This window comes from Actinomadura rupiterrae, assembly GCF_024172125.1.
Classification (GTDB): Bacteria; Actinomycetota; Actinomycetes; order Streptosporangiales; family Streptosporangiaceae; genus Spirillospora; species Spirillospora rupiterrae.
Genome location: NZ_JAMZEA010000012.1, coordinates 281,852 through 297,502, shown reverse-complemented (window position 1 = coordinate 297,502; position 15,651 = coordinate 281,852). Strand labels below are relative to the sequence as shown.

Below are 15,651 nucleotides of genomic sequence, written 5' to 3'. Positions count from 1 at the left end.
CTCAGGTCCGCGCCGCCCCGGCAGCCTCCACCGGCAGCGCGGGGACGGGCGTCGGCTGCGGCGCGGGCAGGCGCATCGCGCGGACCTCGCTGCTGAGCAATGGCAAGAACGCGATGACCACGATGACCACCGCGCACCCGGCCAGCGCTGGCACCAGCCCGACCGCAGCGGCCAGCGGCCCGGCCAGCACATACCCCAACGGGACCGGGAGCTGCTGGCCGAGCAGGCTGTAGGACGAGGTACGGGCCTGCATCCCGGGAGGCACCTCCCGCTGCTGGTAGGTGCCGAAGGTGTTGATACTGACGTCCAGGCCGATACCGGTGACGAACGCGGACACCACCAGCATCGGCACGCTCATGTGCACGGCCAGCGCCGCCAGCGGCAACGCCTCGAACGACACCGCCACACACGCCACCAGCCCGACCCGCTGAGGCCGCAGCAACAGCACCACCAGCGACCCGGTGATCAGCCCCGCAGCGAACCCGGCCACCACCGCGCCCCACGCCGCCGCGCCACCGAGATGGCCCTTCGCATACAACGGGCCCAGGACCTGGTAGCCGATCAGCCACGGTGTACAGCACGCAGCAGACTGCGCCACCATGATCCACAACCAGCGGCGGGAGAAGAAGTCGCTCCACCCCTCCCGCAACGACTCCAACACATGCTTGTTCTTGATCGGCGTCAACGGGACCCGGACCCGCGACAGCATCCACGCCGCCACGAAGAACGTCGCACTGTCGTACGCGATGGCCCAGCCCGGCCCGACCACCGCGATCAGCACACCCGATACGGCGGGCGCCCCCACTTTGATCACGTTCTGAGTCAGACGCAGCAGCGCGTTGGCCTCCCGCAACATCTCCACCGGCACCAACTGGCGGACCATGCCCTGGGCGGCTGGACCGAAGAACCCACCGACGCTGCCCGCCACCGCGGACGCCGTCACCAGCTCCCACAGCTGCGCGCGGCCGGTGATGACGAGGACGGCGACCACGGCCTGCTGCACCCCCGAGATCAGATGCGCGGTGATCATGATCCGGCTCCGGGGAGCGTGGTCGGCGATCGCTCCGCCCAGCAGCATCAACGCCATCTGCGCGACCATGCTCACGGCGAGCACGATCCCGATGCCACCAGCCCCACCGCCGATCTCCAGGACGGCGAACGCCAACGCCAGCGGCGACATCGACGAGCCGGTCTGAGACACCAGCCGCGCCGCGACATAACGGCGATAGGCAGGGGAGTCCCGCAGTGGCCTCACCGCGTCCTGGAATCTGTCACCCGGACCCACCCGCCGCATACAGCACCCCAGACCGTCGCAGGCCGACACCCCTCAGCCTCCCAGCCTGCAACAACATCACCAACCCGACCTCCAGACCCCTGGATAGGTATTGGCCGCACCTGGACCAAGTCTTCGGCCGGGAGACAGGCGATGTCATGGCGGAGGGCCGGCTCCCAGGAGCCTCCCGCCAGCACCTCCCCAAGGACCCCGCGCAGGAACGGGAGCGGCCGACCTGCCGAGGCATCATCACTCGCCGAGTGCCACTCAACCCGCCCGCAACCTCTTACGTCACTTAACCCTGCGGCCGCCATCACCATCGCGTTCACCCTCGCCGGCGAACTCGCCTCAATCCGGGTCGCCGACCGTATGAGCGAGCTCCACACCGCCCTGGACACCTACGGCCGCGATTCCGCCGCCGAACGTCTACGCGACCAGATCCGGGCCTGCCCAGACCGCGAGGCGCCGTAAACCGACACGCCCTCGGCCGAGCGCTCCGGCCGAGGGCGAGCATGAAGGCGTTCTATTTCTCGGGATCGCCGGTACGGATCTCCAGGACGAGGCTGTGAAACGACGAGCGGTCGAGTACCAGCTTCGGCCCGTCGGGGCTCTTGCTGTCCCTCACACCGATCCCGGTCTCAAGGGCGGCGAGTTCGACGCACTGACCGGTCTGCTCGCTGCGCGTAGCCTTCCGCCACACCGGGTCTGGTCTCAAGGTCGCCTCCAGCTATCTGTACTTCTCTGCGACAGCAGCGATCAACGCGAGCGAATCGTCTGAGTTCAGAGCCGCTACGAGGAGGTGGTCGAACACCAGATTCGCGGCGGCTACGTCACTCGGGCGATCCAGATACAGGGTCCCGGCCATCGTATCGACATACACCGAATCCCGATCATCATCGTCGGGGAAGACGAAGATCCCGAAGGCGCCGGAGGTCGCAGCGTGTCCACCGCTCTCCGACGGGATGACATGGAGGGCGAGCCGTGAGGTGCGAGCTTCCGTCACCAGCCGTTCCAGCTGCGCCCTCATGACCTGCTTGTCTCCGACCTGCTTGTGGAGGACGGCTTCATCCAGAACGACCCACAGGGAGAGTCCGGACTCTTGGGCCACCGTCTGACGGCGCATCCGGAGCTCGACTCGTCGTTCGAGCTCGTTCTCGTCAAGCTCCAGGGGCCCGCCCTTGCGGATGATCTCTCGCGCGTACGCGGGAGTCTGAAGGAGCCCAGGGACGACGAGTGGTTCAAAGATGCGCATCCAGGCTGCGGCCGCCTCAAGATCGATGAATGTCGCGTAGTTGCGGGACAGGAGATCGTTGTACGGCTGCCACCAGCCCTGTTGGACGGCTTCGCGAGCGAGCCCGAAGAGGGCGTTGCGGGTGTCGGGATCCGTCACCTCGTAGAGGTCCAGCATGTCCCGCACGTCGCCGACCGTAGCGGATACGCGCCCGGTTTCGATGCGACTGATCTTGGAGTCCGACCACCGCCGACCGGTTCGATCCTTGAGCTGAGCCGCTACGTCCTGGCCGGTCATGCCCTTCCGCTCACGGAGGCGTCGCAGTTCTGCCCCCAGGCGGCGACGGGGGACCGTAGGACTCGCCAGTCTCGCCACACGCATCATCTCCGAGGGTTCGAGTGAATCTTCGCGATGCACTTGCACGACGCCAATGCTAAGTGCATGCTGACAGTATGCCGTAGGACACAGATCGCATGTGGGGAGTTGTCGCCGATGGCCTGCATCACACCGGCTCTCGCTGATCTTGGGTGGCCGTTGTGGCGCCGTGGCGACATCGCGCGGGGGACCACACGATGAAGTAAAGCCGCCGCGTGGCCGGGGTCTGAGCCTAGGAAACTCCCCCGGCCACGCGGCCACCATCCCCAACACGGAGGAGGTGTCGCCCATGGTAGACGCATCTGCGGCGACGAATGGAGGCCCCAGCGGCCCGGGTGGCGTGGAGGACCTGGGGCCGCTGTGGCCAGGATGGCACGCCGAGCGGGTCGGTGGGCTGGTTGTGGCGCGCCGGGTCGGCGGGCTAACCGACTACCAGCTCATTTACGGGTATTTGGAACAGGTCGAGGCGAAGACGGTCAGCGAGATCGTGGTGATCTGCAAGGCGCACAATATTCTGGCTCAGTGGGTCGCGATCGCCGAAGCGTCGCAAGGTGAGCAGCGTGCGGTGTCGTCGTGACCATGTCAGGAAGGCACGACGGAGGGCGGACGGGCGGGTACCTGACCGCACCGCCGCCAGAGGAGATACAGCGCGCCGACCTTGAGCCATGTGTCCCACAACGCGAACGCGTCACCTACCTGTCGCACCTTCAGACACGACTTGGACGACACGACGGCATCGTCGCGGGGTTCGCGGTCATCGATCAAGAACTCGTGCTGAACGTGATCCCCGTGGGTCGACTCAACGCACAGGACTCGCCTGTGCGAGCGCTGACCGTGGGCTGCTGCTACGTCCCCGACCTTGGTCAGTGGTGGTTCTACCGGGCTGCCGCAGGCCAGGACCAAGCCGAACGGCTGGCGCCGACGAACGAGCTGATCCAGGCCGAGCAGAGCGTCCTGTTCGCCTTGGCCCGAAGGGCGAGAGCGGTATGAACGACAGCCCACCGGCCGGGTCTGTTCAGAACCGGAGTCTGGGGCCCTGGTCACTGACCACCCCGACCCGGATCTCGGACGTGATCGTGAACTCCTACTGCACCCACCTGAGCACGCCCGGGTTGAAGGCCGTGCGCGTCTCGCTGATCAAGACGTCCGCCGACCATGCCGCCCGTCCGAAACTCGCCAGCCTCGACGAGCGGCCCGCAGACGAGGCGTTGCGGGCCGCACTGCCGATCGTCGCCGGCGCGTTCGCCGAGTCGATGACGCTCTACGGCGTTTACCCGTGGATGGTCGAGGCCATCGAGAGCCGGGAGCGCGACGAGGTGGGGGAGACCATCCAGGAGCACCTTGGGTTGCGCGCCAAGCGGGACAAGCCGCCTGGCAAGTCCCCTTCGATGACGGCGGGGCAGGAGATCCCTCGTCTGAGGGAGAACCGTCCGAGAGCGCGGGGCCGTCGGGCCGAACCGACAGGGCGGAGAACAGGAATGGCTCGAACCCCATCCGAACGTCGAGCAGGGCTTCCCCCTCGGTGGTTGTGCTCGACGCGGTCGACGGTGGGTGCGCGCACGTCCCCGATCGCAGGGGCGAGGGGCCGGGACCGGGCCTTCGGCGTCGGGCTGGCCGGACTGCGATCCCTGCACCATCCGAGCCCACACCGTGCGCCCGCTCCGACCCGATCCCGAGGGCGACGCCGGAGGCGCCTGGGCGCGCAAGGCCGGGGTCGGGCTGATCGTCGGGCTGAGAACGCGAGCCCGCCCCCGGCGGGGGCGGCGCAGCAGCTCCGGCTTCCCGCGGGTCTTGACCTTGGTGTGGGAGGTGGGGGGCGATGTCGGTCGGTTCGCCCGTGGCATGCCCCGTGGCATGTGGGGACCGTTGATCGGTCAGCGGGCGCGCAAGCAAGGAGGAACGGACAAATGGAAGACACGAAGTGGGCACGGACATCGGCGGCGGAGTGGCTGCACTCGCGGCCGCAGATGCGGTGGCGGCGGGTGTTCCCCGGGCAGGCCGAGCAGGTCCCGTACGCGCGCAAGCTGGCCCAGGATCTTTTCGCCGGGGCGCCGTGCGAGAGCCTGGTGGCGCTGGCTGTGAGCGAGCTGGCCGGCAACGCGCTGCGGCACTCGATCTCGGGCGCCGGGAACGGCGGCTGGTTCGGGCTGGAGCTGGTGTACGCCAAGCTCGTCTATGTCGCGGTCACCGACTTGGGCGGAGAGGGCATCCCGACCGTCCTCCCGGAGGGCTACCGCAGCTGCCCCACCAGGGAGAACGGCCGGGGCCTGCGGATGCTGTACGACCTGTCGGTCAGCCTCGGCGTGCACGGCAGCAGCGCCCTGGGCCACACGGTGTGGGTCGATCTGGACTTCGACACCTCGCTGGAGGACCTGCCGCAGCAGCCGATGCTGCTGGTGTCGTAAGGGAGGACCAGCCTGCTCGTAACAGGCTGGTCCCCGGCTCAGGATAGACGAGCCGGGCTCCCGGGGCCCCGTCCGGTTGCGTCGTTTCGGACGTAACGGGCGGGTCCTCGCTTTCAGGTATCCGGTCGTCGATCGGACGGCGCATTCAGTAGCTCAACGCGATCTCACCGACGTCGGTAAATGGCCGGTCGCGCAGCTCAGCCAGCTCTACCGAAAGTTCACCAGCGCGGGGTAACGGTTTGCGGCAGGGCGGCGAAACAAGCTGCACGGCCGACCCTGCATCAAGATGACCAGCCGAGCGGCGCTCGGCCAGCCACGCTCGGTTCCGGTCTGTGCTGACCGATTGAAGGGCCGTGCGATGTTCTTCGCTCTCGTAAGATTGTCGTGCGGACGGAAGACGAGGACTGTCGGTAATGGAACTGGATACTCCCGGTGTGGCAACAACCTGAATGAGGCATTCGGAAACCGAGAATGAAGTCCAGCCTGTGGACGGTGAAGCTCTACCGGGACATCGTTGGGCGGATCTGACCGCCTCCACCGCGGAAAGCGCTGACGCTTTTATGGGAGATGGAACCGTCGGAGGGACGTAGCGCCACAACACGTAGGAAGCGTCTGGTTTGGCCGTCGTTTTTGGTGGTCTGTTCTGTGTCCGTCTCCGTGGTCTTCTCCGTGGTCTCCTTAAGAAGAGACGGGGCAGGGATGTGCCTCGTCGCAGGTGGGATCGCGTGTCGGGGGATGGGAAGTGCCTCCGACTCGTCCCTATAGACGACAGGTAGTAGGTGAGAGCGCGGGCCCGGCCAGGTCGGATGACTCGCAGCTCATCCCCGGCTACAGCCTCCCTTCTCCCATTTCTCTTCGCTTCTCATGGCCATGGAAGCGTGGGTTCCCCGATCGGCAACTGCTCGCGGGCAGGGCGCGGGCATTCGTCGAGGCGCCGCGAAAGGCGATCCGGTCTCGAGTCGGGGCAGATCATGATGACTCGATGGTCGAGATCGCGCGGTCTGCTCGCGTCTATGGTCGTGCCAGCTGGTGCCGTTGGGGTGGCGGTCAAGTGTTTCCGTGCCCGGTGTCCGTAGATCTATTGGGCGCGCGCATTGTTAGGGAAGCCTCTCCAGCCGTTTCGGTGATGCCATTCGCCGCGCGTTCGGCGTGTGGAATGGCGACTATCGAGGGATGATGAATGTAGAACGAAAAAACGACACCGGGCCCGGCGGCGCGAAACGTGAGCGCCGGGACGACAGGAATAGGAGCCCTGAAATGGCCGCGAACACCGCCCCCGCCAACACCACGACCGCCCCCACGGCCAACCCCGACGCCCCCGCCGACGCCCGGGCCGCCGTCCCGGCGTTCCCGGCCGGGTTGAACGACGACGGGCGGCGGGTGTGGGACGCGCTCACCGCCACCGGCGGCGGCACGGTCGCGGCGATCGCCAAAGCGGCGGGGACCACGCAGAAGATCACCCGCGACGTCCTCAAGATCATGTTCGCGACGGACCGGGTCGTCCGTGAGGGTGACGTGTGGCGTCTCACGTCCGCCGCGCCCGACGCGCCCGCCGCGCCCGCCGCGTCCCCGGCCGACGCGGTGGCGGACGGCCCTGCGACGGACGACTCGGACGCCCACGACGCGGGCGATGCGGTCACGGACGCGGCGGTCACGGTCACGTCGGACGCCCCGGCGCCTGCGGCGCTCACGCCGGAGGCGATCGCCAGCGCGATGCAGATCATGCAGGCCGAGGCCGACCGGCGGGCCGCCGCCACGGCCGAGCTGGAGCGGCGTCAGGCCGAGGAGGACGCGCGGCGGGCGGCGGTCGAGGCCGAGCTGGCGCGGGCGCGGGCGGCGGAGGCGGCGCGTGAGGGTTTGGCGGATCTTTTGGCGGCGGTGACGGCGGCGTATGCGGCGGTAGCGGGCGGTGCGGACCAGGCCGCGATCACTACCGCGCTTGCGCCGGTGTTCGACGCGGTGGGGGCGTTGGGGGTCGCGACCGGCCATGCGCGCCCGCGCCGGGCCCGGACCGCCACCGGTGGCGGGGTGCCGTCGGGTGGTCCGGTCGCGGTCGGGGACCGCAAGGCCCCGACGCCGTTGCGTCCGCTGGTGGCCGCGCACCTGGCCGCCCACCCCGGTACCGAGTTCACCCCCGGTGAGATCGCGCGCGTGTTGGACCGGTCGTCCGGCGCGGTCGCCAACGCGTTGACCACGATGGCCAACCAGGGCGAGGCCGAGCTGACGTGTGAGAAGCCGATGCGCTACCGCACCCCCGCCACCCCGGCCGCCGACACGACCACGGACGACGCGGCCACCACGGCCGCCTAGCGACCCGACGCGCCCACGGGCCCGGCGAGCCCGGGCCTCCAGCCCCGCCACACGCCCCCGGCGTGTGGCGGGGCTGGACGCGTTTCCGGCTGGCGCGTCCGGGGTCTCCGATCCGCCGGGGACGTGTGGTGTTGCGCGCCGCCCTCGCGGGCCCGTGAGGGATTGCCCGGTCCGGTGCCGCCGCCCCCGGTCGGGTGTCCGCTCCGGACGGGTCGAACGGGCGCGTGAGCGCCGTGGCGTGGCGGGCACGGGCGATGGTAGGCCGGGGCATCCCGGGGGTGATGATCGGGCGCGTATGGCCACGTCAGCGCGTCGTCCCCCGCCGCCCCGCCCCGCCCCGGAGTCGTGTTGGGGACGCATCTCGAGTCGGCGTGCTTCATAGGGCGGCGCGTTGGTGGGAGGTGGTTCAGTCTTCCGACGGGCTGGCCGCCCCCGGAGGGCGTTCGTCTCGGGCTGCTGGAGGGCCGGCCGCGGTGCCGAGCCGGTCAGGCGGCCTCGGTGCTCGACGCGCGAGACCTCTGCGGGACGCGAGGGACGTTGATGCTCCGGGGAGAAGAGGGCGGGCGGCCCACACGGGCCGCCCCGCCGAGAACCCAACCTGATTGTCTACTTGATCAGCTGGTCTTATCGGGAACCCGGATCTGGAAGGGGGTGAGGTCACCGCGTGCGGTGGCGTCGTCGAGGTTGATCCAGAACGTGCCGGGGGCGTGGGCGCCGAGGTTGTCGATGTGCTGGAAGGTGCCGCCGGTGTGCCAGGCGCGCTCGGTGAACGCCGCTGCGGGGAACAGGTGGACCTGGGCGGCGGCGGTGTCGGCGGCGAGCCGCTTCTCGGTGATGGGGAAGCGGATCGGGGTCGGGGTGGTCGGGAACAGGATCAGGGCCGCCCAGTCGACCCGCGCGTCCCACGCCCGACTCGGGTGGGTGAGCCCGGGCCGAAACGGCAGCACGCCGACCAGTCCGGCGTGCAGGTCCAGGGTGGTGCCTGCGGTGTCGGGGGTCATCAGCGAGGCCAGGGCGTAGGCGTCGACCAGGCCGTGCACGGCCCGCGCCAGCCCGACCGGAATCGGCACCGGACTCGGCACGGTGCCCGGCCGCGCGCTGGTCGGGCCGTCGGAGTGGCCGCCATTCGCGCCACCGGCGGGCGGAGCAGCGTCAGCGGGGCGAGATTCGGTCATGGTGTTCCCCTTCGGATGGGCGGCGCGCCGGTGCGCGGCCCGCGCGCCGGGCGGTCCGGTCCCGGACGGGATCGGACCGGTATGGACCCCCACCTGCGTGGATCAAGGGCAAGCCACGACTCGGGGGCGACATCGACGGGCCGAGGCAGCCGAGATCCGCGGCGAAAGGACGTGGCCGGTGAGGAGTGTGGTCTCGCCGGCCCCGCCCGGTGGCCCGCTCGCTGACGGAGGTCGAGCGAACCGCTTGCGGAGGGAGGCGGGCTCGGACCTAGCGGACGCCCGCGAACTTCTACAGGTCGAGGCCCCTTTCAGGCTCCTCGTAAAGTTCCAATCTTTCCGCTGACCTGCATAGATGCCCGGGCTCGGGACTTGAGGTCAAGTTCTTTGGACAGTTCTTTCCGTGTCCAGCGCGGGAATCGGCGTTGTCGACGGGCTTCAAGAGGCGCATGGGAACGGGCGGCGTTCCAAGTCACCCAACCGATGACGGATACGCCGTCGTCCCCGGTTGTTCTTTGGGCGCCCCAGTAGCCGGTCGGAGTTCCTCCCGGCGGATCGCGCTCCCAGCAAGCAGAACCGCCCTGATCAAGACGCACGGGCCCGGGCTTGTCCTTGATCGCGGAGGGGAGCGTTCATCCATCCATGGCCACCACCGCACGTCACCACGACGCCTCGGGCGGCCGTCCGGTACCGCGCCGGGCCCGTCCGCCGACGACGGTTCCCAGCGCGCGCACAGGTGCGCGTATGCGCGCTTGGACGCCGCCATCGCCCGCCCCGTCCCGCATGCCGGGCCCGGCATGCGGGCGCGTTCACCTGTCTCTCTGCCTCTGACCACCGCCTGCCCAAGGAGCCGAGAACGATGACCGAGCCGAGCAATCGCCGCCTTGCCGATCCACCCGTCCCTCCCGCACGCGACAACCTCGACACTCCGCCGCGGTTCGCCTTCTACGGCCGGGCCTACGGCAGCCCCACGTTCGCCCCGGCGCGCCGCAGCCAGCAACTCGCCGTCGCGCGGGAGGTGATCGGCCCGGTCGGTGGGCAGATCGTCGCCGCGTACTTCGACAACGGCCCGGCCGCCTGGGTGAACGGGGTCCCGCCCTTGTCCAGGCTGCCGTGGGGCAAGGCTCCCCAGGCTCGCGCGCTGATCAAGGCGCTGCGGCAGGACGAGTTCGACGCCGTGGTCGTCGGGGACCTGGACGTCCGCACCTTCGGAGCCACGCCCCTGTGGGACGTGATCACCTTCCTGGACTTCTACGGCACGCGGCTGTGGATCCCCGACGTCAACGGACCCCTGGATGCGTGCGATGAGGTCGATGCCCTGCTGATGCGGATCCTCATCGGCATCCCGCTCCCCGACATCACCCAGGCGGGCCCGCCCACCGGCCGCAAGCCTCCGCAGGCCCGGCCCCACCACCTCGACCGGTAACCGCCGCCCTCGCCCGGCCGCGCCGCGCCGCCCCGTCACCGAGCGCGGCCGGGCCAGGCCTCACAGACCAGGGAGTATTCGCATGACCGGATCGCATTCGTTCGACGCCCAGACGTCCGGCGGCCCCGCCTCGGGGAGGCTTGCGGCGGGCCCGGGCGTGAACCGCGACATCAACCGGGACCGCTACCTGACCCCGCCCGCCGTGTGGGGCGACGACCGGCCTCTCGGTGCCCGCGAGACCACCCGTCCGACCGGCCAGGTGAAGATCGGGGACCTGATCGTCTTCCACGCCGACTGCGGCAATGCCTACCGGGTCGGTGGCATCGACCGGCTCGATCCCGGTGGTGGGGCTGCCGACCCCACCGGCCGCGGAAGGGCCCTGATCCGCTTCAACTGCGGCGACCAGGCCATCGGCGGCTGCCCGAACCCGGCGATGTTCTGGGACGGCGACCCGGTCACCGTCCTTCAGGTCCCGCGGCTGGACTGGCAGCGCGGCGACTTCATCCTGCGCCTGCACGTCAACGACGCCTACGCCGGATACCTCATCCGCAAACAGACCACCCCGCCCGCGTGGGAGATCCACTACTGGGACGACTACCTGGAACGCCATTGCCAGATCGGCGCATGCACCCAGCAGTGGGCCGCCGAACGCCTCCTGGCCACCTACGCCCTGGGCCTTGACCCCGCCGACGCCTACCGCCTCGCGCTCCCGACCGGCGACACGGCCAACCTCACCGCCATCGACCGGCCCACCCTGGACGCTCTGCCGACTCTGGCCACCGGCGACCACGGCGACGAACTCAAGATCGACACCGGCTGCATCCAGATCTGGATCAGCCACGGCCGCCGCCGCTGGGACCTGCCCGGGCACCGACAGCTCCGCCTCACCGACGCGATCTACATGCGCGAACGCCCCGACCAGAACACCGACCAGTGGGACACCACCTCGGTCTGGCAGTAACCCGGCAAGCCCGCGCCCGGCCGTACCGGAACGCTCCACATCCGCCCCGGCCGGGCGCGGTCCCCGGCTCGTCACCTCATCGCTTCTGCTTCCCTGCACCATTCGACCCACGAGGGATGTTCCGTGTCCGAACCCAAAATCGTCGGTGGCTCCAACTCGCCCGCCACAAGACACCGTCCCGCCTCTTGCCCCCGGGCGATTCCTCCGCCCCGGACACGCCGTGAACCGCTGGTGTGCAGGGGGCTGACGGCCGCCCAGATCCGGCGGCTTCCCGCCACCATCGACCTGGTCACCGCCGCCCGCGCGCTGGGCGTTGGCCGCACCAGCGCCTATGAACTCGCCCGGTCCGGCCGGTTCCCGCTCGCGCTCTGGAAACTCGGCCGTTCTTACCGGGTCCGCACTAGCGACCTGCAGACCTTCCTTGGTCTCACGGTGACCGGCGCGCCCGAGGCACCTGCGACGCAGAGTACGAACCGGAAGGAGAGCTGATCATGGCCGCAAGCGGAAGTACCTTCAAAGCCTGCGGCTGCCGGGACGAGGCGGGCAGGAAGCTGGGTCGCAGGTGTCCTCAGCTGTATCGCGGCGAGGGCCGGTGGAGCAGCACGCACGGCTCGTGGACCTACCAGTTGGAGATGCCCCGGAAAGCTGACGGCAAAAGGCGCGGCCCGCTGCGCCGGGGCGGATTCGCCCTCCAAGATGAGGCGATCGGCCAGCTGGACCGTGCCAGGGAACTGCTCAACATCGCGGGCGACGATTCCGCGCTCGCGGTGCAGATCGCCGACCTGATCGAGGCGACGGTCAAGGCGACCGAGAAACTTCCCGATCCGGACATGGTGCGGCGCAAGGTCCGCACCGGGCAGGACCTCGATGGGTCGATCACCGTGGGCGAGTACCTCGACCAGTGGATCACCGGACGCAAGAGCCTGCGGCCCGGGACCGTCCGCATCTATGCCGGGCACGTGCGCCTGTACCTCAAACCCCACCTGGGGCACCTGGAGCTGGACAAGCTGCGGGTGACGCACGTGGACCACATGTTCGAGGCCATCGACGACCACAACGAACTCATCACCCAAGCGCGCGAGTCCGGCGACCCGGACCTGCTCGCCCAGGTCAAGGGGCGCCGCACGGTCGGGGCGGCGACCAAGCAGCGCATCCGCGCCACGCTGCGCAGCGCGCTGAACAAGGCCATCAAGGAGCGGCGGATCGAGGTCAACGTTGCCGCCTTGGTGGAGTTGCCGTCCGGCAAGGCGCCGAAAGCGCTGGTGTGGACCGAGGCGCGGATCGCGCAGTGGCGCAAGGACCTGCCCGTCTACACCGCGCAGGTCAACGCGCGCCGCAGGCGCCTGCGTGAGCGCAACCCGACCCGGCACGACCTGCAGCTCAACCGCATCGACGCCTACATCGGAGCGCCCCGCCCGTCCCCGGTGATGGTCTGGACCCCAGCGTTGACCAGGACGTTCTTGGAACGTGCCGAGCGCCACCGGTGGTACGCCCTGTACTACCTGGTCGCCTTCCGGGGGCTGCGGCGTGGAGAGGCGTGCGGGCTGCGGTGGAGCGATGTGGACCTGGACCAGCGCACCGCGACGATCCGAACCCAGATCCTTCAGCATGGCGGCGAAACCATCGAGGGCGAGACCAAGTCGGCAGCGGGGGAGGCGACCATCAGCCTGGACACCTCCACCGTCAACGTCCTACGCGCCCACAAGGCCCGCCAGAACGCCGACCGCCTGGCCGCCGGCGAAGCCTGGCTCGACACCGGCCTGATGTTCACCGACGAGACCGGGGGCCTGGTCAATCCGAACAAGGTCACCGATCAGTTCGAGCTGCTGGCCATGGAGGCCGGGCTGCCGCCGGTCCGGCTGCACGACCTGCGGCACGGCGCGGCCTCGTTCCTGCTCGCCGCCGGACACGACATGAAGACCGTCCAGGCAACGCTGCGCCTGTCGTCGCTGTCGATCGCCGCCGACATCTACACCAGCCTGCTCCCGCAGCTGGCGCACCAGTCCGCCGAAGACGCCGCCGCCATCATCCTCAACGCCGAACCCTGGCGCGCGGCAGGGACGATCTAACCGCGCCACCGGCACCGCCGCATACCGACCCGTCGGCCCCGTCCGAACGCCCCCGCCCGGCGTCCTGACGGGGCCGACAGGCGCCCACACGTGGCACCCCCACCCGGGATAACCGGCCACCCCCCCAACGGGCACACGGCCCATCAACGCCCGCACCGTTCGACACCCATAGTGGGGCTGACGTGGGATGACACGCGGGGTCCGATGATCGTCAGGACGACCACGGAGCAGACACGGTGGCAAATCGGTGCGAAACGGGCGGCGATCGGCGGTGATCCGCCGCGAACGGGTTGGTGTTTTCACAGGTCAGGACCCTGCGTGCCCAGAGCGATTCGGACCCCCGACCGGCAGATTAGAAACCACCGCCACCCATCACGATGACGGCGCGGCCCTGTCGCGACGTGTCAGCCCATCCTCCCTTGCCCTGTTTCGCGTGTCGCCCGCTGCCACGCCCTACCGAAACCACCGAGCGACCATCGACCGAGCACGGCGCCCGGCATGGGCCGCCGCTCGCCAATGTGTCGGCGGGAAGATCGCGACCGCCCACCGCGGGCCGCATGGCTCACGACTGGAGAGCGGGATGTGGGCTCGTTGCTCTGCCCTGCTTCTCGTCGTGGATGCGAAGCGGGACGGACCGCTCTCTTGGAAGAACGATCGTTTAGCGAACACGGCATGGTCGGATACGTCAGGGTGCCAGTAGGGCCCTGACGTTGCGGAGATTGGAGAGGACGATGGCGAGGAGCGGTGAGCGGTTCACCTCGGAACAAGAGCTCAAGGTCGTCAACGAACTGCTTCGTGAGCGGGGCGGCGTTGACCCCGAAACGCTCGGCCCGGTCGTCGGCTTGCTCGCTCTGGGCATCACGAACGGAGTCTGGCGCAACACCTGCGTTGAGAACTGGCATGCGGATGGGCTGCTCCACGACGGGGACATGATGCGGGTCAACAGCCACACCACATGGCGGGTCAAGCAGCGCTTGGCGGGCTGGCTCGTCGAGACGGGGCTTTCAGAGGATTCCAGGACAGTGGACCTGCAGACGCTCCCCTTCGAGGACGTAGAGCGTTTGATGCAACGTCTCTACCGCTGGTTCATCAACCCTGGCAGGACTCTGCCAACGGGGCAGACCTTGGGCGAACTCGCCGGTCGCCGACTCGCCGAATACGAGGACGAGGCCGATCTGGCGTTGGGTAGCATCTTGGCCGGGGTCGAGCGGCATGGCTCGGTCTTCGCGCTCAAGCGTGCGGCAGCACACGGAGCGGGCCTTCGATGGTGGAGCCATCCCACCTGGCCCGATCGCGTGGGTGCGTTCATGACCGCCTTGGACGACCCGGGGCATGGCCACTGGGGTAAGGACGGCGAGTTCCGGACGCACCTGTCCCCAGAACCGGACATGGTCACTGACCGTGATCGTCTCCACGAACTTCTCCTAACTAAGCCCTGGCAACTGGAGAGGGAAGCGGCTGACTGGGTTATCGCGGCGGGGTTGGGCTATGCGTATCGCTGCGAGACTCGGTCCAATTAGCAGATCCGCGTTAGAGGACGGACGAAGGACTTGGCCGGGCTGGCGGCCGTCCCGGAATGGTCCCACGGTCGAATCAAAGGCCCACGGGCCGACTTGCGTGGCGGGCCTAACGTGGGGTGACGCGGGGGACCGGGTGATCGTCGGGACGACCACGGAGCGACCACGGAGCAGACACGGCGGCAAATCGGTGCGAAACGGGCGGTGATCAGCGGTGATCCGCCGCGAACGGGTTGGTGTTTTCGCAGGTCAGACCGGGCGCGCCCAGAGGGATTCGAACCCCCGACCGGCAGATTAGAAGCCACGGTTGGCGCGTCCCGCCAAACCCGCCCCGTGCCGAAACATGGGCCCCTGTCCGCCCCCGCCCGTTTCGCGTGGCCCCCCGTACCGCCCGCTACCGCGCCCGGCCAAAATCACCGAGCGACCACGGAGCAACCGCATCGGTTTGGGTGGATTCGACATTTCATTCCATTCGCGCCCATTGTCGATTACATGTCGGTGCTGTGCGGGGCATGGGATCGCCTCAAATTTAGCAGCTGCTCCTGGCAGGTTGGCGAACGCGCTAGCCAGGTTTGTGCGGCCGCGGAGGATGTGAACCTGGAACCTGCGGACTAGTGGCCACTGTGATTCATCTCTCTGCGCATAGCGTTGGCAGGTCCGGACTCGGGCGTACAAATGCCGATTTATGAACCATCCGATGTCGTCTGCAGGCGGATCTCGTCTTGGGCCCCTGGGTAGCGGTCGAGTGGCCGCGGGTCAGATTTGATGAAAGGTATGAGCTAGTCGGGCTCATGAATTGGGTACGGCATGATCGAGGGACCATTCCATGGTGAGTGAGTGGCCAGTTCTTCGGGCTTGCGCCTCGGACACGGGAAGCGTTCATCTGAAGGGTTGGGTCGCTTTGCGGAAGGG

At 68.8% G+C, this 15,651-nt stretch carries 13 protein-coding genes; 9 read left to right on the top strand and 4 right to left on the bottom strand.

The window, feature by feature from the left end; translation table 11 throughout:
- Position 1 precedes the first annotated feature (1 nt).
- The 3 genes from FHU30_RS36580 to FHU30_RS36570 all read right to left on the bottom strand — a co-directional run bounded on the left by FHU30_RS36580 (position 2) and on the right by FHU30_RS36570 (position 2,885).
- The gene (locus tag FHU30_RS36580) at positions 2 to 1,294 is read right to left on the bottom strand and encodes an MFS transporter (RefSeq protein WP_253882133.1); all 1,293 of its coding nucleotides are present in this window, start codon (positions 1,292 to 1,294) and stop codon (positions 2 to 4) included.
- Between the two features lie 502 nt (positions 1,295 to 1,796).
- Positions 1,797 to 1,973, bottom strand: coding sequence for a DUF397 domain-containing protein (locus tag FHU30_RS36575; protein ID WP_308211468.1), 177 nt, complete (start codon positions 1,971 to 1,973; stop codon positions 1,797 to 1,799).
- Positions 1,974 to 2,000: 27 nt separating this feature from the next.
- The gene (locus tag FHU30_RS36570; RefSeq protein WP_301324204.1) at positions 2,001 to 2,885 is read right to left on the bottom strand and encodes a helix-turn-helix domain-containing protein; all 885 of its coding nucleotides are present in this window, start codon (positions 2,883 to 2,885) and stop codon (positions 2,001 to 2,003) included.
- Positions 2,886 to 3,219: 334 nt separating this feature from the next.
- Between FHU30_RS36570 and FHU30_RS36565 the strand changes: the two genes are divergently transcribed.
- From FHU30_RS36565 to FHU30_RS36550, 4 genes are all read left to right on the top strand, one after another.
- Positions 3,220 to 3,456 (top strand): hypothetical protein, encoded by a 237-nt coding sequence (locus FHU30_RS36565; RefSeq protein ID WP_253882130.1) that lies wholly within the window; start codon positions 3,220 to 3,222, stop codon positions 3,454 to 3,456.
- Between the two features lie 242 nt (positions 3,457 to 3,698).
- Positions 3,699 to 3,869 (top strand): hypothetical protein, encoded by a 171-nt coding sequence (locus FHU30_RS36560; protein WP_253882129.1) that lies wholly within the window; start codon positions 3,699 to 3,701, stop codon positions 3,867 to 3,869.
- Between the two features lie 917 nt (positions 3,870 to 4,786).
- Positions 4,787 to 5,284, top strand: coding sequence for an ATP-binding protein (locus FHU30_RS36555; RefSeq protein WP_253882128.1), 498 nt, complete (start codon positions 4,787 to 4,789; stop codon positions 5,282 to 5,284).
- A gap of 1,257 nt (positions 5,285 to 6,541) precedes the next feature.
- Positions 6,542 to 7,594: a hypothetical protein gene (locus tag FHU30_RS36550; protein ID WP_253882127.1), complete on the top strand. Its 1,053-nt coding sequence runs from the start codon at positions 6,542 to 6,544 to the stop codon at positions 7,592 to 7,594.
- Positions 7,595 to 8,208: 614 nt separating this feature from the next.
- Here FHU30_RS36550 and FHU30_RS36545 read toward each other — a convergent pair.
- Positions 8,209 to 8,769, bottom strand: coding sequence for a hypothetical protein (locus FHU30_RS36545; RefSeq protein ID WP_253882126.1), 561 nt, complete (start codon positions 8,767 to 8,769; stop codon positions 8,209 to 8,211).
- A gap of 856 nt (positions 8,770 to 9,625) precedes the next feature.
- On the opposite strand from FHU30_RS36545, the gene FHU30_RS36540 reads away from it, so the two are divergent.
- The 5 genes from FHU30_RS36540 to FHU30_RS36520 all read left to right on the top strand — a co-directional run bounded on the left by FHU30_RS36540 (position 9,626) and on the right by FHU30_RS36520 (position 14,742).
- Positions 9,626 to 10,192 carry a recombinase family protein gene (locus tag FHU30_RS36540; RefSeq protein WP_253882125.1) on the top strand — a complete coding sequence of 189 codons (567 nt, stop codon included), beginning with the start codon at positions 9,626 to 9,628 and terminating at the stop codon, positions 10,190 to 10,192.
- Between the two features lie 82 nt (positions 10,193 to 10,274).
- The gene (locus FHU30_RS36535; RefSeq protein WP_253882124.1) at positions 10,275 to 11,153 is read left to right on the top strand and encodes a hypothetical protein; all 879 of its coding nucleotides are present in this window, start codon (positions 10,275 to 10,277) and stop codon (positions 11,151 to 11,153) included.
- A gap of 231 nt (positions 11,154 to 11,384) precedes the next feature.
- Complete coding sequence (locus tag FHU30_RS36530) at positions 11,385 to 11,642, top strand: helix-turn-helix domain-containing protein (protein ID WP_253882123.1); 258 nt, start codon at positions 11,385 to 11,387, stop codon at positions 11,640 to 11,642.
- A gap of 143 nt (positions 11,643 to 11,785) precedes the next feature.
- Entirely contained in the window at positions 11,786 to 13,222 is a 1,437-nt protein-coding gene (locus tag FHU30_RS36525) for a tyrosine-type recombinase/integrase (RefSeq protein ID WP_253882122.1), read from the top strand.
- Positions 13,223 to 13,953: 731 nt separating this feature from the next.
- The gene (locus FHU30_RS36520) at positions 13,954 to 14,742 is read left to right on the top strand and encodes a hypothetical protein (protein ID WP_253882121.1); all 789 of its coding nucleotides are present in this window, start codon (positions 13,954 to 13,956) and stop codon (positions 14,740 to 14,742) included.
- Positions 14,743 to 15,651 lie beyond the last annotated feature (909 nt).

What these genes read in the sequence shown, in the direction of transcription:
- FHU30_RS36525 (WP_253882122.1), top strand. Translation starts at nt 11,786, where the DNA reads ATGCCCCGGAAAGCTGACGGCAAAAGGCGCGGCCCGCTGCGCCGGGGC.
- FHU30_RS36545 (WP_253882126.1), bottom strand. Translation starts at nt 8,769, where the DNA reads ATGACCGAATCTCGCCCCGCTGACGCTGCTCCGCCCGCCGGTGGCGCG.
- FHU30_RS36535 (WP_253882124.1), top strand. Translation starts at nt 10,275, where the DNA reads ATGACCGGATCGCATTCGTTCGACGCCCAGACGTCCGGCGGCCCCGCC.
- FHU30_RS36520 (WP_253882121.1), top strand. Translation starts at nt 13,954, where the DNA reads ATGGCGAGGAGCGGTGAGCGGTTCACCTCGGAACAAGAGCTCAAGGTC.
- FHU30_RS36570 (WP_301324204.1), bottom strand. Translation starts at nt 2,885, where the DNA reads ATGCGTGTGGCGAGACTGGCGAGTCCTACGGTCCCCCGTCGCCGCCTG.
- FHU30_RS36550 (WP_253882127.1), top strand. Translation starts at nt 6,542, where the DNA reads ATGGCCGCGAACACCGCCCCCGCCAACACCACGACCGCCCCCACGGCC.
- FHU30_RS36555 (WP_253882128.1), top strand. Translation starts at nt 4,787, where the DNA reads ATGGAAGACACGAAGTGGGCACGGACATCGGCGGCGGAGTGGCTGCAC.
- FHU30_RS36540 (WP_253882125.1), top strand. Translation starts at nt 9,626, where the DNA reads ATGACCGAGCCGAGCAATCGCCGCCTTGCCGATCCACCCGTCCCTCCC.
- FHU30_RS36580 (WP_253882133.1), bottom strand. Translation starts at nt 1,294, where the DNA reads ATGCGGCGGGTGGGTCCGGGTGACAGATTCCAGGACGCGGTGAGGCCA.